The following is an 18,719-nucleotide window of genomic DNA, read 5'->3' as shown; positions in this document are numbered from 1 at the left end:
CGGGGTCGTGTCGTCACGCCTGTCGATCAGCCGTGTCGGCTGGGGTCGTGCTTGCTGCGGACCTCCTGGCCGTCCCGGCCACCGCCCCAGTCGGTGTCGGCGACCGTCGGGTCGCTCTTGCGCTTCTTGAACCGCTTGTTCTTCGCGCCGGTGACCTCGTCGTAGTCGCTCAGCCCGTCACCGTCGGTGTCCTTGCGGGTCGGGTCGGTCATCCGGACCTTGATCTTGTACGGACCGCCGTTCGCCTTGGAGCGGACGATCCGCTGCCCGATCTTGATGCCCTTGACCTCCTGGAGGTCGGTGAGCAGGTCGCCGTCGGTGTCCTGCAGGCAGGGGTTGGTGCGCACCAGGCCGATGGTCCGCTTCTTCCTCGGCTTGCCGGCGGTGGCGGAGTACGTCTGCGCGAGGTCGGTGCCGTTGACCTCCTTGCCGTCGCTCAGACCGTCACCGTCGGTGTCGGGGCGGCGCGGGTCGGTCGGCCCGTGGACGCCCGAGGCGGTGACGCAGCCGGTCGCCCCCGACAGCTCCTGGCCGTCCGTGAGGCCGTCGTCGTCGGTGTCGGCGTCCTTGGGGTCGGTCCCGTGCTGGGCCTCGTCGCTGTCCGGGATGCCGTCGCCGTCGGTGTCGGCCCCGGCGCCGGTGCCCGGACCGGGGGCGTCGGTGGTGAAGGTGACGGTGTCGTCGGTGCCGGCGCCGTTGGCGTCGCCGTCGACGGTCACGGTGTGGCTGCCGTCGGCGAGGTCGGTGGTCGGGGTGTGGGTCCAGTGGCCGGTGTTGTCGACGGGGACCTGGACCGGGGTGCCGCCGTCGATGACCAGGGTCACCGTGGAGCCCGGCTGGGCGGTGCCGCTGATGGTCGGGGTGGCATCGGCGACGGTGGTGCCCGTGCCGGGCGCGGTGATCACCGTGGCGTCGATCACGACGACGGTGTCGTCGAGCGGGTCGAGCGGGTCGGTGCCGTGGTCGACCTCGTCGCCGTCATTCACGCTGCCGCCGTCGGTGTCGGCCTCGTTGGGGTCGGTGGCGTGGGCGGCCTCCTCGCCGTCCAGCAGGCCGTCGTCGTCGGAGTCCGGGTCGGTCGGGTTCGTCGGAGCACCGTCGAACTCGTTGCCCGCGCCGCTGATCTCCTCGCCGTCGTCCAGCCCGTCGTCGTCGGTGTCGGCGTCGTTCGGGTCGGTGCCGTGCTGGGCCTCGTCGCTGTCCGGGATGCCGTCGCCGTCGGTGTCGGTGCTGGCCGCGCCGGTGTCGATGGTGAAGGTGACGGTGTCGTCGGTCCCGGCGCCGTTGGCGTCGCCGTCGACGCTCACGGTGTGGCTGCCGTCGGCGAGGTCGGTGGTCGGGGTGTGGGTCCAGTGGCCGGTGTTGTCGACGGGGACCTGGACCGGGGTGCCGCCGTCGATGACCAGGGTCACCGTGGAGCCCGGCTGGGCGGTGCCGGTGATGGTCGGGGTGGCGTCGGTGAGGGTGGCGCCGGTGGTGGGCGCGGTGATCACGCTGGCAGCCGGGGTGGCGCACTCCACGCCGCCCGCCGGGGCGGTGGCCGTGACGCCCATCTGGCCGACGCCGAGGTGGAGGTCCACGATGTCGGTGGTGAACGGCGCGATGCCGGTGCTGACGTTCAGGTCCACGCCGAGCACCGCACCCAGGTCGAGGGACGCCGTACGGGTGGCCGGGTCGATGGTCGCCGTCGGCTGGAACAGCGCGAGGTTGAGCGACACGTTCACCAGCGCGAGCGGGACGTTGATCGGCACCGAGGCGCCGTCGGAGGTCAGGTCGGCGAACTTGAGGCCGGCGACGAAGACCTGTGCCGTCGGGTTGCTCGAGGAGACGGTCGGCGGGTTCACGCCGTCGGACTCGGCGGTGATGACGACCGGGCTCGCGACCTTGATGGTCACCAGGCCGCCCAGCAGGTGGACCGGCGCGACGTCCAGCACCGCGGTCGAGCGTACGGCGTCGCCGGCGCCGGCGACGTCGACCAGCTCGGTCCTCGTCTCCCCGACGTTGGCGACCGGGAGCCCGGGGACGCCCAGCAGGGAGACGCCGGCGGTGTCGGTGCGCGAGGTGCCGAGGACCCGGCTGCCCCCGACGAGAGCCGGGCAGGATCCGTCGGAGACGTAGTCGGCGCTGACGTCACCGTGGAGCAGTCCGACGTCGGCGATCGGGCCGAGCGGGACGTCCAGCAGCTCCTTCTGGGCCGGGTCGGCCGGCGGCGGGGCGATGGCCTCGGTCGAGTCGGTGGTGATCGTCGGGTTGTTCGACAAGAGCTGCACGTCGACGTTGGAGCTCTCGGCGTGGACCCGGGCGGCGGCCGGCACGGCCTGTCCGCCCTCGGGGTCCTCGAGCCCGCCGTTGCTGTCGACCTGCACCTGGGAGTGGCCGACGTAGACGTTGGCCAACGGGTTGCCGACCAGGTCGGACTGCAGGCTGACGAGGTCCGCGTGGGCGTCGGCCGCGTACCGGGCGGGAAGCGGTGCTGCCTGAACGGAGGTCGGGGGGAGGACCACAGCGAAGGCCGCTGCGGTCGTCACCGCTGTTCCGAGAAGGGCAGTCCGCACGTGACGCCCGCGAGTGGCGGGGATGTGAGACATGAGTGCTCCTGTTGATCGATGGCATGCCGGGGCAGCGCCGTGCACAAGAGCGCGAGTCCCTCACCCGCGGCTGCTCCCTCCGAAGGGGCTCAACGAGGAGGATCCGTGGTGGTCCCGCGAGTTTGGTGTGGGCTTCACCACTACGGTGTCGGGTCGAGGTCCGCGCCGAAGATCGCGGTCCCGGGCGTGAGCCGGCCGCGGATCCCGGACCAGCCGCCCCACAGCCGCTCGTGGCCCTCGGGCCACTCCGGCTCCAGGAGCGTGGTCAGCCGGAAGCCGGCGTCCGCCAGCAACGCGACCCAGTCGCCGAGCGTGCGGTGGTGCTCGACGTACGACGTCGCGCCGGTCTCGTCGTCGACCTCGACGTAGGGCGTGCGGTCCCAGTACGACTGGGTGGCGGTCAGCCCCTCCTCACCGGGGTCGTCGGGGAACATCCAGCGCGTCGGGTGGGTGATCGAGAACGCGAACCGGCCGCCCGGCCGCAGCACCCGGGCGGCCTCGGTCACCGCGAGGTCGATGTCGGCCACGAACTGCAGCGCGCCGAACGAGGAGAACACGACGTCGAAGCTGGCGTCGGCGAAGGGGAGCGCGGTGGCAGTGGCCAGGACGCTGGGGACCACGACGCCGGTCGCGTCGTCGATGCGCCGGGAGTGCTGCAGCTGCCGGTGGGAGAGGTCGAGGCCGATCGCACGCCCACCCCGGCTGCGCACCCAGCGCGAGCACTGCCCGGCGCCGGAGCCGACCTCGAGCACGTCGCGGTCGCGCACGTCGCCGAGGACTCCGGCCGCCTCCTCGCTCAGTCCCTCGGGGCCCCAGACGAAGCCGAGGTCGCCGAGGAAGCCGCCGTGGGTGGCCTGGTACTCGTCGGCGTACCGGTCCCAGTCGGCGCCGTTCGCACGCCGCGACTCGCGCTCGTCGGCCGGTCGCCGGTGGGCGGTGACGGGGGGATGCGGCCATGCCGCGGCGTCGTTGTCGTCCTGCTGCACGTCCTGCGCGTCCTGCACGTTTGCCGAGGATAGTCGTCGCCGGTTGGACTCCGGCAGCGGGCCGCGCGTACTCTGGAACGTCTGTGTTCTCGCCTGCCCCTTGGGCGGCGCAGCCACAGCCGCATCATCCCGACGACATCTGCCCACTTCAAGGACTGACCGACTACATGACGAGCACCCTCTCGACCCCGCTTGCGAGCTACGACGACAACGCGCCCCAGGTCGCGGTCAACGACATCGGCTCGGAGGCGGACTTCCTGGCCGCCATCGACGCGACCATCAAGTACTTCAACGACGGCGACATCGTCGACGGCACCATCGTCAAGGTGGACCGCGACGAGGTCCTGCTCGACATCGGCTACAAGACCGAGGGCGTCATCCCCTCGCGCGAGCTGTCGATCAAGCACGACGTCGACCCGTCCGAGGTCGTCCAGGTGGGCGACAAGGTCGAGGCCCTGGTCCTCCAGAAGGAGGACAAGGAGGGTCGCCTGATCCTGTCCAAGAAGCGCGCGCAGTACGAGCGCGCCTGGGGCACGATCGAGGAGATCAAGGAGGCCGACGGCGTCGTCGAGGGCACCGTCATCGAGGTCGTCAAGGGCGGTCTCATCATCGACATCGGCCTGCGCGGCTTCCTGCCGGCGTCCCTGGTCGAGATGCGCCGGGTCCGCGACCTGCAGCCGTACGTCGGCCAGACGCTCGAGGCCAAGATCATCGAGCTCGACAAGAACCGCAACAACGTGGTCCTCTCGCGCCGTGCCTGGCTCGAGCAGACCCAGTCCGAGGTGCGCCACGGCTTCCTCACCCAGCTCCAGAAGGGCCAGATCCGCAAGGGTGTCGTGTCCTCGATCGTCAACTTCGGTGCGTTCGTGGACCTCGGCGGCGTCGACGGTCTCGTCCACGTCTCGGAGCTGTCCTGGAAGCACATCGACCACCCGTCCGAGGTCGTCACCGTGGGCGACGAGGTCACCGTCGAGGTCCTCGACGTCGACATGGAGCGCGAGCGCGTCTCCCTGTCGCTGAAGGCGACCCAGGAGGACCCGTGGCAGCACTTCGCCCGGACCCACCAGATCGGTCAGATCGTCCCCGGCAAGGTCACCAAGCTGGTTCCCTTCGGCTCGTTCGTGCGGGTCGAGGAGGGCATCGAGGGCCTGGTCCACATCTCCGAGCTGGCCGAGCGCCACGTCGAGATCCCGGAGCAGGTCGTCCAGGTCAACGACGACGTCATGGTCAAGATCATCGACATCGACCTCGAGCGTCGCCGGATCTCCCTCTCGCTCAAGCAGGCCAACGAGACCGCTGCCGCGGCGGACGTCGAGGAGTTCGACCCGACGCTGTACGGCATGGAGGCCACGTACGACGACCAGGGCAACTACATCTACCCCGAGGGCTTCGACCCGGAGACGGGCGAGTGGCTCGAGGGCTTCGACGAGCAGCGTGCGAAGTGGGAGGAGCAGTACGCCAAGGCGCACGCTCGCTGGGAGGCCCACGTCAAGCAGCAGGCCGACGCCAAGCAGGCCGAGATCGAGGCCGGCGAGTCCAGCTCCTACTCCTCGGCCCCGGCCGAGGACAACGGCGGCTCGCTCGCGTCCGACGAGGCGCTGCAGGCGCTTCGCGAGAAGCTGACCGGCGGCAACTGATCGCCTGTCGCGACTCGATCGCAGCAACCACGAAGGCCCCCACCGTACGGTCGGGGCCTTCGGGCTTCTCAGGAGGGTTGACGGCTGGGTCTGCGCGGGCGGTGGGCCGCCGCGCGGTCGGCGTCGGCGCCGTGGTCGGCGTCGAGGCTGTCGCGGTGGGTCCAGGCGGTGAGGACGCCGAGGCCCACGAGGAGCAGGAGGAGGAAGAGTGCGCTGACCATGGCAGAAATCATGCTTTCACGCTGATCCTGCCACCAGTGGCAGAGAAGTCGGTGTTCGTTGATTTTCTGCCATACCCCTGCGACAGTGGTCGCGTGCTGACCAACGTGGCCGTGATCGCCTTCGACGGCGTCGCTCCCTTCGAGCTGGGCATCCTGTGCGAGGCCTTCGGGATCGACCGGACCGACGACGGGGTGCCGGCGATCGACTTCGCCGTGTGCGCTGAGGACGACCGGCCGATGCGCACCTCGATGGGCTTCACGCTGCAGGCCGCGCACGGCCTCGACCGGGTCGCCGAGGCCGACCTGGTGGCCATTCCGGCCATCAAGGGCGGGATGGCCTCCGACGCGGTCGTCGACGCGATCCGGGCGGCCGCCGCGCGCGGCGCCCGGCTGATGTCGGTGTGCAGCGGGTCGTTCGTGCTCGGCCAGGCCGGGCTGCTCGACGGTCGCGAGTGCACGACGCACTGGATGCACACCGAGCGGCTGCAGCGGGAGTACCCGCTCGCCAAGGTCGTTCCCGAGGTGCTCTACGTCGACGCCGGCCAGGTCGTCACCGGCGCCGGCAGCGCGGCCGGCCTCGACGCGGCCCTGCACATCTGGCGCCAGGAGTACGGCGCCGCCGTGGCCAACACCATCGCGCGCCGGGCGGTCGTGCCGCCGTACCGCGACGGGGGACAGGCGCAGTACATCGCCCGCGCCGTGCCCGACTGCGACGCCGACACGCTGCGCCCCCTGCTCACCTGGATCCTGGAGAACCTCGCCGAGGACCACTCCGTGGAGGCGCTCGCCAAGCGCGCACTGATGTCGCCGCGCACTTTCGCCCGCCGGTTCCGCGACGAGACCGGGACCACGCCGCACCACTGGGTCACCCGGCAGCGGGTCAACGCCGCCGAGGAGCTGCTCGAGCGCACGGAGCAGCCAATCGAGTGGATCGCCGGCGAGGTCGGGTTCGGCAACGCCGCGACCCTGCGCCACCACTTCGTCCGGGTGCGCGGGGTCAGCCCGCAGAGCTACCGCCGCCAGTTCGCCTGCTGAGCGGGGACGACGTGCTGCTCCACGACCTGCTCGACGAGCCTGCCCTCGGACTCGAGGTGCTGGTCCGCGGCGCGCCCGACCGCCCGGTGCGCTGGGTGCACAGCATCGAGGTCGCCGACCCGGGGGAGTTCCTGCGCGGCGGCGAGGTCGTGCTGACCACCGGTGCCTGGCAGCGCGTCGGCCAGAACCCCGCGGCCTGGGTCGAGGAGGTCGCGGCGGCCGGCGCGATCGCGATCGGCTTCGGCCGGCTGGTCGACGGCGACGAGCCGCCCGCCGACCTCGTCACGGCCGCCGCCGAGCACGCGCTGACCTGTTTCGTGGTCCCCGTCTCCGTGCCCTTCGTCGCGCTCGCGGAGGCCTTCGTCGCCGCCAAGCGGGTCGAGTGGGAGGCGCCGCTGCGCCGTCAGCTCGAGCACCACGGCGCCATCGTGGCCGCCCTGCGGGCCGAGCGGGGCGTCGACTCGGTGCTGCGGGTGCTGCGCCGGCGACTCGGTCTCGAGGTCGCCGTCGTCGCCGGGACGACGACCCACGGTCCGGTCCCCGAGAACGGCTGCCCGGTCACCCTGATCGGCGAGGGCCTCGCCGACGCCTCCCTGGTCCTGCCGCGTCCGCTCGCCGAGCTCGACGTCGACGTGCAGGCCGCGGTCTCCAGCGCGATGCCCTTCCTCGCGCTCGAGCTCGAGCGGGAACGCGCCCTGCGCGCCACCGAGCAGCGCTACGCCCGGGAGGTCGTCGAGTGGATCGCCACCGGCGTGCCGGCCGCGGCGGTGACCGCGCGCCTCGAGCTGCTCGGCGTCCCCGTCGACCGCACGCTGCGCTGCCTGGTGGTCCGCGGCGCGGCTCCCGAGGCGGTCGCGGCCGGGCTGGCGCCGTACCTGGTCGTGGAGCGGGCCGACGACGTGGTCTGCCTCGTGGCGGAGGACGTCGCCCGGGTCCCGGTCACGGGGTACGTCGGCGTCGGGCAGGCTGCCGAGGTCGCCGAGCTGCGGGTGAGCCTGCTGCAGGCCAGGCACGCCGCCGACGCGCTGGTCGCCCGCGGCGTCGAGGGCTGGCTGACCCACGAGGAGCTCGCCAGCCCGGCGGTGCTGCTCGCCGCCCAGGACCCGGCGGTGCTGCAGGCGCTCGCGCGCACCGTGCTCGGCGGCGTGCTCGACAGTGACCGGGACCGGGGGACCGAGCTGGTCGCGAGCCTGCGCGCGTTCCTCGACGGGGGCGGGCGCTGGCAGGAGACGGCCGACGCGCTGCACGTGCACATCAACACGCTGCGACATCGGATGAAGCGGGTCGAGGAGCTGACCGGCCGCTCCCTGGCCTCGACCGCCGACCGCGTCGACCTGTTCCTCGCGCTGCGCGCCCTGCCCTGACCTGGAGGATCCTCCCATCCCCCTCGTCGAGGTTGGAGGATCCGCCCCTCGCTTTCGGGCGGGGCGTCCCTCAGTCTGGGCAGAGTCGGATTCCCCCCACCCGCCCGGGAGGCGCAGCATGACCGTCGGACCCGTCGACGCAACCCAGGTCCCGCGCTACGCGGGCGACACCACCTTCGCCCGCCTGCCGCGGCTGAGCGACGTCGAGGACGCCGACACGCTGGTGTGGGGCGTGCCCTTCGACGGCGGCGTCTCCTACCGGCCCGGCGCCCGCTTCGGCCCGAACCACATCCGCCAGTCCTCGCGCCTGCTGCGCCCGTACAACCCGGCCAACGACACCGAGCCGTTCAACCGTGCCCAGGTCGCCGACGCCGGTGACCTCGGTGTCAACCCGTTCTCCCTCGACGAGGCCATCGCCTCCATCGAGGCGGGCGCCCGCGAGCTGTCCGGCACCTCCCGGACGCTGCTCACCATCGGCGGCGACCACACCGTCGCGCTGCCGCTGCTGCGGGTCCAGGCGGAGCGGCACGGGCCGATCGCGGTCCTCCACTTCGACGCGCACCTCGACACCTGGGACACCTACTTCGGTGCGCCGTACACCCACGGGACGCCGTTCCGCCGCGCGTCCGAGGAGGGCCTGGTCGACTTCACCCACGCGATGCACGTGGGCATCCGCGGGCCGCTCTACAGCAAGCTCGACCTCGACGAGTCCGAGGCCCTCGGCTTCTCCGCCGTCCACGCCCGCGACTTCGTGCGCTCGCCCATCGACGACATCGTCAACCGGATGCGTGAGCGCCTCGGCGACCGCCCCGTCTACGTGTCCTTGGACATCGACGTCCTCGACCCGGCCTTCGCGCCCGGCACCGGCACCCCCGAGGCCGGCGGTCTCTCGAGCGCCCAGCTGCTCGAGGTGCTCCGCGGTCTCGAGGGTCTCAACGTCGTCGGCGCCGACATCGTTGAGGTCTCGCCGGCCTACGACCACGCCGAGATCACCGGCATCGCCGCCGCGCACGTGGCGTACGAGCTGTTGTCGGTGCTGCCGGGCAAGCCCGCCTAGTCAGCCTCGTCGCCACGAACGTCGGGCGGCATCCGGTCCGAGACCGGGATCCCGACCGGCGACGTGCGTCGTGCGCGCATCCGGCGCTGGGCGTCGAGCTCAGCAGGCAGGTCGCTGGTGCTGTTGGCGTCCGCGCCGATCAGCCAGACCAGACCGCGCCCCTCGTCGAGCACCAGGGCGATCGCGTACGTCCTGCTCCCCGACGCCCGGTCCTGCGCCCAGTCGACCACCTGGAGCAGGTCGGCGCCCGTGACGTCGTAGGTGGCGGTCGCGGCCGGGGTGGCGACGTCCTCGGTCGACCCGGCGTCTTGGAGGTAGACCCGGAACACCGGGCTGTCGTACTCCCAGCCAGTGGTGCGCTCGTCCACCTCGGTGATCTGCGGGTCTGCCATCGGACCAGTGTCGCGGCCAGGCTGTGGAGCACGCACGGCATTGGTGTCGGCCCCCTCGATGTCTTGTCGGCATGGTCACCGATCGGGCGGAGGCGGGACTGGAGGGTCTGCCGGCAGCGGGGGTTCTCGACGTCGTCGAGGCCGCCCATGCGCCGAGTGGCAGGCGATGAAGCTCGTGCTCGACCTGGTCGCCTGATCGGCGACCAGGCCGAGCCTCAGCGGTTCACCAGGTGCGGGCCCACACGGCGTACTCGGCGGCCCGGAGCCGGTCGAGCGCGGCCGTGGAGAGCGGCTCGGCGGCGTCGATGACGACGTAGCCGAGGCCGTCCTTGGTGGAGAGCAGCTGGAGGACGACGTTGTCGCCGGCCTCGGCGAAGGTGGCGTTGAGGTCCGCCAGGACGCCGGGGACGTTGTGGTGGAGCAGGCCGAGGCGGTGGCCCGCCGGCAGCTCCGGGGGCTGGACGACGGGCAGGTTGACCGAGAGCGCCGTGCTTCCCTCGAGCGCGAACCGGGCGAGCTTCTCGGCCACGAACCAGCCGATCTCCTCCTGCGCCTCCTGGGTGGAGCCTCCGATGTGGGGGGTCAGGATGACGTTGTCGAGGCCGCGGAGCACCGAGTCGAAGGGGTCGCCCTGCGCCTTGGGCTCGGCGGGGAAGACGTCGACGGCGGCGCCGGCGATGTGGCCGGAGACCAGGTGGTCGCGCAGGGCCTCGTAGTCGACGACCATGCCGCGCGAGGCGTTGATGAACAGCGCCCGCCGCTTCATCTGCGCGAACTCGGCGGCACCGAAGAAGCCCGCGTTCCCGGGGCGTCCGTCGACGTGGAGGCTGACCACGTCGGAGACCTCGAGCAGCTCGCGCAGCGTGCGCAGGCGGCGGGCGGTGCCGTGGGCCGGGCGGTCCGCGGTGTCGTAGAAGACGACGTTGAAGCCGAGGGCCTCGGCGACGGTCGAGAGCTGGGTGCCGATGTTGCCGTACCCGACGATCCCGAGGGTGCGGCCCCGCACCTCGTGGCTGCCCTTGGCCGACTTGTCCCACACGCCCTCGTGCATGCGCTGGGTCTTCTCGGGCAGGCGCCGGGCCAGCGCGATGATCTCGGCGATGACCAGCTCGACGACGCTGCGGGTGTTGGAGTACGGCGCGTTGAAGACGGCGACGCCCTTGGCGGCAGCGGTCTTGAGGTCGACCTGGTTGGTGCCGATGCAGAAGCAGCCGACGGCGACGAGGTCGGACGCGGCGTCGAGGACCTTCGCGGTCACGTTCGTGTTGGACCGGACACCGAGCAGGTGGACGCCCGGCAGCGCCTCGATCAGCTCGTCCTCGGACAGGGAGCCCGAACGCAGCTCCACCTCGTAGCCCCGGGCCTCCAGGGTCTCGACGGCGGCCGGGTGGATGTTCTCGAGCAGCAGAGCCTTCACAGCAGAACCTTACGGCTCCTGGGCGGGCCTTCCCGCACCGGCGGCCAGGCGTGGACACGCCCGGGCGACGCGACCGCGCACGGATGTCTGGAGCGGTCTCGATCTGCTCGTCGGCTCCCGTTACGAAATGCCGCCGGACGTGCTTTCGTTGATCCATGACGCGCACCGTCAAGGTCGACTACCTGGTGGTCGGGGCCGGCGCGATGGGGATGGCGTTCACCGACGCCCTCATCGACCACGCCGACGTGCGGGTGGGCCTGGTCGAGCGCCGTCACGGCGTCAGCGGGCACTGGCTCGAGGCGTACCCGTTCGTGCGTCTGCACCAGGCCTCCGCGTTCTACGGCGTCGCCTCGACCCTCCTCGGTGGCGGTCAGCTCCAGCGGCACGGGCCCGAGGTGGGCCTGCAGGAGCGGGCCACGCAGGCGGAGGTCTGCGCCTACTACGCCCGGGTCCTCGACCGGATGGTCGAGTCCGGCCGGGTCGAGCTCTTCGCGAACAGCCAGTACGTCGGCGAGCGCACGGTGGTCTCGCTGATCTCGGGGGAGCGGTTCGCCGTGCCGGAGCGGTGCCGTGTCGTCGACGCGCGCTACCTCGCGCCCAGCATCCCGGCGGAGAAGCCGCCCCCGTTCGAGGTCTCCGACGGCGTCCGGGTGCTGCCCGTCAACGCCCTCGCCCGTCTGGAGGAGCCGCCGAGCCAGTACGTCGTCGTCGGGTCGGGCAAGACCGCCACCGATGCCTGCATCTGGCTGCTCTCGCGAGGCGTGGATCCCGACGCGATCTGCTGGGTGCGGCCCCGCGATCCCTGGATGATGAACCGGGCGGTGGTCCAGCCGAAGCCCGAGGTCTTCGTGGCCATGGCTGCCGACGTGATGCAGACGGCCGCGCGCGCGTCCTCGGTCGAGGAGCTGTTCCTCGGCCTCGAGGACGCCGGTGTGATGCTGCGCATCGACCGCACCGTGCTGCCGACGATGGCCAAGGCGCCCACCCTCGCCACCTGGGAGCTCGACCAGCTGCGCACCCTCGAGAACGTCGTGCGCCGCGGCCACGTCGCGTCGGTGCGGCCGGGCGTGCTCACGTTCGCCGACGCGACGGTGGGTGTCGCGCCGGACGCCGTCGTCGTGCACTGCGCGGCGGACGGCCTGAAGTACCCGCCGCAGGTGTCGGTCTGGCAGCCAGGGACGATCACCCTGCAGGCGATCCGGGCCGGCTTCCCCTGCTTCGGCGCGGCGTTGACCGGGTACGTCGAGGCCACCCGCCACGACGACGCCGAGAAGAACCGGCTGTGTCCGCCCACGCCCTACGGCAACTCGATGGTGGAGTGGGCCCGGATGAACGTCCTGGGCACCCGCGCCGCGATGACGTTCTCGGCCGAGCCCGACATCAAGGAGTGGGCCGACCGGGCCGCGATCAACCCCGCCCGGATCCCGCCCGGGCACCCCGGCTCCGCCGAGCTGGACGCCGGTCTCGAACGGCTGGCGGCGTCCACCCGGGCCGGCGTGGCGAGGCTCGCGGAGCTGACCGGGGCCTCCGGCTGACTCCGGCGTGCGCCCGAAGCAGGGCCGATCAGGAGCTGGCCGCGTCGACGATGGCCTGGAGACGGCGCAGGTGGGCGCCGGGCCAGTAGATCTTGCCGCACGCCGTGCAGCGGCGGAACGTCGAGTAGCAACGTCGGGTCCCTGGCGGGATCTGTGCCTCCACCTCGCTCTTCGGTGCGTCGCGGAGCTCGCCGTTGCAGGCCGGGCACCTCGTCCACGGGCGCAGCGGAGGCGCGAACCGCGCGAGGAACTCGCGTAGCTGGTCGTCCGGCTCCTGGTGGTTGACGTGGGCACCCCACCGCAGGGCGCGACGGTGGAGCAGGCCGCGGTCCCGGGTGAGCAGGACCCGTTGCTCGCTCGAGGACCTCGCGAGCAGCTCGTCGTCCGAGGCGTCGGTCTCGTAGGCCGTGTCGAGGCCGAGCACGCGGAGCCGTCGCGCCAGGGTGCCCAGGTGGACGTCGAGCACGAACCGGGGTGGTGAGGTCGGCGTGGTCTGCGGCCAGGTCGGCTCGACCACCTCGATCCGGTCGCCGGGCTGCGGCCGGTAGTGCAGGTCGACCGGCTCGCCGCCCACGAACAGTCCGCCGACCTCCGTCTTCGGTACGCCCGCGGCGGCCAGGAGATGTCCGAGTGTCGACGTGCGGTCGGCAGGAAAGGTCGGACCCGCGCCGCGCTTCCCGGCGGGGAGGAAGGAGCGCAGCCCCGGAGGCAGGGCCAGGCTCACCCAGCGATCCGACTCCATGGCCCCATGGTGCCGCGGACGAAGGACATGCGGGACCGCCCCTCGCCATCGGCACGGTGAGGGGCGGTCCCGGAGCTGAACCTCGTGACTGACTCAGCTCCAGTCGACGCTGTAGTAGCGCGTCTCCTGGTACTCGCGGATGCCCTCGTGGGCGCCCTCGCGGCCGATGCCGCTCTGCTTGACCCCGCCGAACGGCGCGGAGGGGTCGGAGACGATGCCGCGGTTGATGCCGACCATGCCGGCGTCGATCCGCTCGGCGAGGCGCAGCGCGTCCTGGAGGCGGCCGGCGTACACGTACGCCGCGAGGCCGAACTCGGTGTCGTTGACCGACGCCAGCATCTGCGCCTCGTCGGTCCAGGTCACGACCGGGGCGACCGGGCCGAAGATCTCCTCGGAGAGGATCGGCGCGTCGGCCGGGACGTCGACCAGGATGGTCGGCGGGAAGAACCAGCCCTCGGCGGGGACGTCGCCCTGCACCGCCACCTTCGCGCCGTCGGCGACGGCGGCGTCGACCAGCTTGGCGATGCCGGTGAGGGCCTTCTCGCTGATGACGGGGCCGATCTGGTTGGTCGCGTCGGCGGACGGACCGACCTTCAGCGCGGCGACGGCGGCGCCGAACTTCTCGACGAACTCGGCCGCGACGTCGGCGTGCACGTAGAACCGGTTGGCGGCGGTGCAGGCCTGGCCGCCACCGCGGAACTTCGCGATCATGGCGCCGGCGACGGCGGCGTCGATGTCGGCGTCGGCGGTGATGACGAACGGCGCGTTGCCGCCGAGCTCCATGCTGGAGTTGAGGACCCGGTCGGCGGCCTGGCGCAGCAGGGTGCGGCCGACGCCGGTGGAGCCGGTGAAGCTGACCTTGCGGACGCGGGGGTCCTCGAGCCAGGTCGTCACGACGGCGGCGGCCTCGGTGGTGGGGACCACGTTGACGACGCCCTCGGGAACGCCGGCCTCGAGCAGGATCTTCGCCACCGCCAGGGCGGTCAGCGGGGTCTCCGCGGCCGGCTTGAGGACGACGGTGCAGCCAGCGGCCAGGGCCGGCGCGATCTTGCGGGTCGCCATCGCGGCCGGGAAGTTCCACGGCGTGACCAGCGCGGCCACCCCGACGGGGGCGTAGGTGACCAGGGTCTTGGCGTTGCCGGCCGGCGCGTCGCCGTACGTCCCCTCGCCGCGGACGGCCTCCTCGCTGAACCAGCGGAAGAACTCGGCGGCGTAGTTGACCTCGGCGCGGGCGTCGGCGACGGACTTGCCGTTCTCCGAGGCGATCAGCCCGGTCAGCAGGTCGGCGTCGCGGATCATCAGGTCGTAGCAGCGACGCAGGATCTCGGCGCGGGCCCGGGCGGGCGTCGCGGCCCAGGCCGGGAACGCGGCGGAGGCGGCGTCGACGGCGGCGGTCGCGTCGGCGACGGTGCCGTTGGCGACGGTGTCGATGACCGCGCCGGTGGCGGGGTCGTGGACCTCGAAGGTGGTCTCGCTCATCGTTGTTCTCCGTCTCAGTTCAAGGATCACGGGTAGAGGCCGCGCAGCTGGTGCGCCTGGGCCACGCGCTCGACGGCGAGGCAGGTCGCCGCGGTGCGCAGGGGGACGTCGAGCCGGGTGGCGGCGGCGTTGACCGAGTCCCACGCGCCGAGCATCCGCTCGGCGAGGCGGGCCTCGACCTCGTTCTCGCTCCACCAGTAGGCCTGGTTGGCCTGCACCCACTCGAAGTAGGACACGATCACGCCGCCGGCGTTGGCCAGGATGTCCGGTACGACGAGCCTGTCGGCCTCGTGCAGGATCCGGTCGGCCTCGGGCGTCGTGGGGCCGTTGGCGCCCTCCACGATGACGGTGGCCCGGACCCGGCCGGCGTTGTCGCCACGCAGCACGCCCTCGACGGCGGCGGGGACGAGCAGGTCGACCTCGGCCTCGAGCACGTCGTCGTTGGTGACCGGGTCGGCACCGGCGAAGCCGACCACCGATCCCGTGGTGTCGACGTGCTTCTCCAGGGCGACGACGTCGAGACCGGCCGATGCGAACACCGCGCCGTACTGGTCGGACACCGCGAGCACCCGGGTGCCGGCCTCGGCGAGGAAGCGGGCGGCGTACCGGCCCACCTTGCCGAAGCCCTGGACCGCCGCGGTCGCGCCGTCCGGTTCGATGCCGCGCGAGCGCAGCGCCGCGAGGGCGACGTGGACGACGCCGCGCGAGGTGGCCGTGGCCCGGCCCCGGGAGCCGCCGAGGCTGATCGGCTTGCCGGTGGTGACGCCGAGGACGGTGTGGCCCTGCTGGACGGAGTAGGTGTCCATCAGCCAGGCCATGGTCTTCTCGTCGGTGCCGATGTCGGGCGCCGGGATGTCGCGCCCGGGCCCGATCAGCGGGCTGATCTCGCTGGTGTAGCGGCGGGTCACGCGCTCCAGCTCGGCCGACGAGTAGTTGCGCGGGTCGATCCGGACGCCACCCTTCGCGCCGCCGTACGGCACGTCGAGCAGGGCGCACTTCCAGGTCATCCACATCGCCAGGGCGCGGACCTCGTCGAGGTCGACGTCGGGGGAGTAGCGCAGGCCGCCCTTGGCCGGGCCGCGGGAGAAGTTGTGCTGGACCCGGTGGCCGACGAAGAGCTCGGTGGTGCCGTTGTCACGGCGCAGCGGGATGCTGACGGTCACCTCGCGGCGCGGCGTGGCGAGCATCTGGTGCAGGCCCTCGTCGTAGCCGAGCAGCGTGATGGCCTCCCGCAGCTGGGTGCGGGCGTCCGCCAGCGGCCCGGTACCGGTGAGGGTCTCGGGCTCGCGGAGCGCGGTCATCAGTTCTCCTGGCCGACTTCGGCGAAGGCCTCGGCGAGCAGGTCGAGGGCCTCGTCGAGGAGGTGGTCGGGCATCGACAGCGGCGGCAGGAAGCGCAGCACGTTGCCGTAGGTGCCGCAGGTCAGCACGACCATGCCCTTGGCCTGGGCGGCGGCGGCGACCTTCTTGGTGAGGTCGGCGTCGGGCTCGGTGGTGCCGGGCTTGACCAGCTCGATGGCGATCATCGCGCCGCGGCCGCGGACCTCGCCGATGCGCGGGTCGTTCTCCTGCAGCGCGGCGAGCCGGTCGGTCATGGTCTTGCCGATGGTGCGGGCGCGGTCGACCAGCCCCTCGGCCTCGAGCGTCTCGAACACGGCGAGCGCGGCGGCGCAGGCGAGCGGGTTGCCGCCGTACGTGCCACCGAGGCCGCCGGCGTGCGCGGCGTCCATGATCTCCGCGCGACCGGTGACGGCCGCCAGCGGCAGGCCGCCGGCGATGCCCTTGGCGGTCACGATGAGGTCGGGGACGACGTCCTCGTGCTCGCAGGCGAACAGCTGGCCGGTGCGGGCGAAGCCGGTCTGTACCTCGTCGGCGACGAAGACGACGCCGTTCTCGCGGCACCAGGCCACCAGGGTCGGGAGGAAGCCCTCGGCCGGGACGATGAAGCCGCCCTCGCCCTGGATGGGCTCGATCACGATCGCGGCCAGGTTGTTGGCGCCGACCTGCTTCTCGATGACGTCGATCGTCTTGCGGGCCGCCGCGACACCGTCGAGGCCGCCGTCGCGGAACGGGTAGGACATCGGGGCGCGGTAGACCTCGGAGGCGAACGGGCCGAAGCCGCTCTTGTACGGCATGCTCTTCGCCGTCATCGCCATGGTGAGGTTGGTGCGGCCGTGGTAGGCGTGGTCGAAGACGACGACGGCCTGCTTGCCGGTGGCCGAGCGTGCGATCTTCACGGCGTTCTCGACGGCCTCGGCGCCGGCGTTGAACAGGGCGGAGCGCTTCTCGTGGGTGCCGGGGGTGAGCTCGTTGAGCTTCTCGGCGACGGCCACGTAGCCCTCGTAGGGGGTGACCATGAAGCAGGTGTGGGTGAACTCGGCGACCTGGCGGGTGACGGCCTCGACGACGCGCGGGGCGCTGTTGCCGACGGTGGTCACGGCGATGCCGGAGCCGAGGTCGATGAGCTGGTTGCCGTCGGCGTCGACGAGGATGCCGCCGCCGGCGGCGACGACCTGGACGGGCAGGCCGACGGCGACGCCGGACGCCACCGCCTTCGCCTTGCGGGCCGCGAGCTCCTGGGAGCGGGGGCCGGGGATCGCGGTGACGAGGCGTCGCTCCTGGGTGATGCCAGGGCCGCCGGAGGTGTGCCCGGAGGTGTGGTCGGTCATGGGACGACGGTAGGTCCGCCGGGCAGCCGGCCACCACGCCAATCCCGCACAATCTGTATTGATCGGTTGTGCAAGAATTCCACTATGGAGGTGGCGGCGTGGTGACGGTGGCCGACCTGGTGGCGATGCCCGGGCTCGGCCTGCGTCCGGCGGAGGGCGCACCCGCCCTCGACGGGTCCGTGCTGCGCTGGGTCGCCACCAGCGAGCTGGCCGACCCCACGCCGTACCTCGAGGGCGGGGAGCTGCTCCTCACCACCGGTCTCGGTACCCGCGGCTGGAGCCAGGAGTGGACGGCGTACGTCGACCGGCTGGCCACGGCGGGTGCGGCCGCCCTCGGGCTGGGGACCGGGCTCACCCACGACCGGCTGCCGCCGGCCCTGGTCGCGGCCTGCCGGGAGCGGGGCCTGGTGCTGCTGGAGGTGCCGCGGGCCACGCCCTTCGTGGCGGTGTCCCGGGCCGCGGCCGAGCTGCTGCAGGACCAGGAGGCCGCGACGACGCGGCTCGCCCTCGACCTCCAGCGCCGGCTCACCCGGGCTGCGCTCGGTCTCGACCTGCGCCCGCTCGTCGAGCGGCTGGCCCAGCTCCTCGACGCGACGGTCGCGCTGGTGCACCGCGACGGCGAGCCCGCGGAGGGCCCGATCGGCGCCCACCCGGAGACGTTGGACCTCGACCTGGTCCGGACCGAGGTGGCGGGGATCAAGGGCCAGGGCCTGGGCGCGGTGTCGACGACCACCCGGGACGGCGACACCACCGTGGTGCGCCCGATCGGCCTGGCCGGCCGGCCCGAGCTCTACCTGGCCGTGTCCGTGCCGGGGACCCTCGGGGACCCGCAGCGCTCGGCGGTGAGCACGGCCGCGGTGCTGCTGAGCCTCGCCGTGGAGCGCCGGGCCGAGCGCCGGGCGGCCGAGCGTCGGCTGCGGGGGCGTGCCCTCGAGCTGCTCTGCGCCGGCGACCTGCGCTCCGCCGAGGTGCTCCTCGCCGCGGCCGAGGGCGGTCGAGCGGTGCCCGAGCGGCTGCGCGTGATCCGGATGAGCGGGCCGCAGGAGGCCCTCGACGACGTGCTCGGACTGCTCGAGGACGCCGCCGACGGCGTCCTGGCCGGCACGGTCGACGGCGAGCTGGTCGCGGTCGCCCCGCCGGCGCGGGTCGTCGGCGTGCTCGCGGCGCTCGCCGACGTCCTGGCGTCCGCTGGGGTGCGCGCGGGCGTCGGCCGGGCGGTCGCGGCCCCCGACGCCCGACGCGGGGCAGAGACAGCCGGCCACGCCCTGGAGCGCACCACCGCGACGAGCCCGGTCCGGCGCTGGGAGGAGGTCGCCGACGCGGGGCCGTTGGCGCTGGTGCCGGAGGCGCTGGGCCGGGAGTACGCCGCCAGCCTCCTCGCCCCGCTCGATGCCGAGCAGCGATCCACGCTGGCCGCGTTCCTGCGCCACCACGGCTCCCGCGGCGCCGTCGCCGACGACCTCGGTGTGCACCGCAACACCGTCCGCAACCGGCTCGCCGAGATCGAGCGGCTGACCGGGCTCGACCTCGACGACCCCGCGGCCCGGGTGGGTGCCTGGCTGGCTCTCGAGATCGCCGCCGAGGGCTGAGCGGCCGGC

15 protein-coding genes are annotated in these 18,719 nt (G+C 72.7%); 6 read left to right on the top strand and 9 right to left on the bottom strand.

The annotated features are described in order from the left end of the window. Positions 1–26: 26 nt before the first annotated feature. Positions 27–2,528, bottom strand: a complete 2,502-nt coding sequence (locus KU893_RS23430) for an Ig-like domain-containing protein (RefSeq protein WP_218232406.1) — start codon at positions 2,526–2,528, stop codon at positions 27–29. A gap of 200 nt (positions 2,529–2,728) precedes the next feature. Beyond that, the gene (locus tag KU893_RS00840; protein ID WP_257441106.1) at positions 2,729–3,592 is read right to left on the bottom strand and encodes a class I SAM-dependent methyltransferase; all 864 of its coding nucleotides are present in this window, start codon (positions 3,590–3,592) and stop codon (positions 2,729–2,731) included. 149 nt (positions 3,593–3,741) lie between these two features. On the opposite strand from KU893_RS00840, the gene rpsA reads away from it, so the two are divergent. Continuing rightward, on the top strand, positions 3,742–5,211 hold the full coding sequence (rpsA, locus tag KU893_RS00835) for a 30S ribosomal protein S1 (protein WP_218232405.1): 1,470 nt from the start codon (positions 3,742–3,744) through the stop codon (positions 5,209–5,211). 68 nt (positions 5,212–5,279) lie between these two features. Here the strand turns inward: rpsA and KU893_RS00830 are convergent, their stop codons facing one another. Next, positions 5,280–5,444, bottom strand: coding sequence for a hypothetical protein (locus tag KU893_RS00830; RefSeq protein ID WP_218232404.1), 165 nt, complete (start codon positions 5,442–5,444; stop codon positions 5,280–5,282). An 81-nt stretch (positions 5,445–5,525) separates the two neighbouring features. Between KU893_RS00830 and KU893_RS00825 the strand changes: the two genes are divergently transcribed. The 3 genes from KU893_RS00825 to speB all read left to right on the top strand — a co-directional run bounded on the left by KU893_RS00825 (position 5,526) and on the right by speB (position 8,888). After that, complete coding sequence (locus KU893_RS00825; RefSeq protein ID WP_218232403.1) at positions 5,526–6,467, top strand: GlxA family transcriptional regulator; 942 nt, start codon at positions 5,526–5,528, stop codon at positions 6,465–6,467. A gap of 11 nt (positions 6,468–6,478) precedes the next feature. Next, positions 6,479–7,831, top strand: coding sequence for a helix-turn-helix domain-containing protein (locus KU893_RS00820; protein ID WP_218232402.1), 1,353 nt, complete (start codon positions 6,479–6,481; stop codon positions 7,829–7,831). A gap of 118 nt (positions 7,832–7,949) precedes the next feature. Further along, on the top strand, positions 7,950–8,888 hold the full coding sequence (gene speB / locus KU893_RS00815) for an agmatinase (protein WP_218232401.1): 939 nt from the start codon (positions 7,950–7,952) through the stop codon (positions 8,886–8,888). Here the strand turns inward: speB and KU893_RS00810 are convergent. Further along, the gene (locus KU893_RS00810; protein WP_218232400.1) at positions 8,885–9,280 is read right to left on the bottom strand and encodes a hypothetical protein; all 396 of its coding nucleotides are present in this window, start codon (positions 9,278–9,280) and stop codon (positions 8,885–8,887) included. The genes speB and KU893_RS00810 overlap by 4 nt on opposite strands. A gap of 223 nt (positions 9,281–9,503) precedes the next feature. Then, the gene (gene serA, locus KU893_RS00805; RefSeq protein ID WP_218232399.1) at positions 9,504–10,697 is read right to left on the bottom strand and encodes a phosphoglycerate dehydrogenase; all 1,194 of its coding nucleotides are present in this window, start codon (positions 10,695–10,697) and stop codon (positions 9,504–9,506) included. Positions 10,698–10,852: 155 nt separating this feature from the next. On the opposite strand from serA, the gene KU893_RS00800 reads away from it, so the two are divergent. After that, complete coding sequence (locus tag KU893_RS00800) at positions 10,853–12,232, top strand: pyridine nucleotide-disulfide oxidoreductase (RefSeq protein WP_218232398.1); 1,380 nt, start codon at positions 10,853–10,855, stop codon at positions 12,230–12,232. 28 nt (positions 12,233–12,260) lie between these two features. On the opposite strand, the gene KU893_RS00795 is transcribed toward KU893_RS00800, so the two are convergent. From KU893_RS00795 to gabT, 4 genes are all read right to left on the bottom strand, one after another. Next, positions 12,261–12,974: a Mut7-C RNAse domain-containing protein gene (locus KU893_RS00795; protein ID WP_218232397.1), complete on the bottom strand. Its 714-nt coding sequence runs from the start codon at positions 12,972–12,974 to the stop codon at positions 12,261–12,263. A gap of 93 nt (positions 12,975–13,067) precedes the next feature. Next, positions 13,068–14,453, bottom strand: coding sequence for an NAD-dependent succinate-semialdehyde dehydrogenase (locus tag KU893_RS00790; protein ID WP_218232396.1), 1,386 nt, complete (start codon positions 14,451–14,453; stop codon positions 13,068–13,070). A 26-nt stretch (positions 14,454–14,479) separates the two neighbouring features. Next, complete coding sequence (locus tag KU893_RS00785) at positions 14,480–15,754, bottom strand: Glu/Leu/Phe/Val family dehydrogenase (RefSeq protein WP_218232395.1); 1,275 nt, start codon at positions 15,752–15,754, stop codon at positions 14,480–14,482. Next, positions 15,754–17,121 carry a 4-aminobutyrate--2-oxoglutarate transaminase gene (gene gabT / locus KU893_RS00780; protein WP_218232394.1) on the bottom strand — a complete coding sequence of 456 codons (1,368 nt, stop codon included), beginning with the start codon at positions 17,119–17,121 and terminating at the stop codon, positions 15,754–15,756. Before gabT ends, KU893_RS00785 begins: the two co-directional genes overlap by 1 nt. A gap of 98 nt (positions 17,122–17,219) precedes the next feature. Between gabT and KU893_RS00775 the strand changes: the two genes are divergently transcribed. Next, positions 17,220–18,710, top strand: a complete 1,491-nt coding sequence (locus KU893_RS00775; protein ID WP_218232393.1) for a PucR family transcriptional regulator — start codon at positions 17,220–17,222, stop codon at positions 18,708–18,710. Positions 18,711–18,719 lie beyond the last annotated feature (9 nt).

Origin of the sequence: Nocardioides daeguensis, assembly GCF_019192965.1 — a bacterium.
In the GTDB taxonomy this organism is placed as follows: domain Bacteria; phylum Actinomycetota; class Actinomycetes; order Propionibacteriales; family Nocardioidaceae; genus Nocardioides; species Nocardioides daeguensis.
Note: the sequence above shows the minus strand (reverse complement) of the source record. Positions and strands in the feature narration are given on the sequence as shown.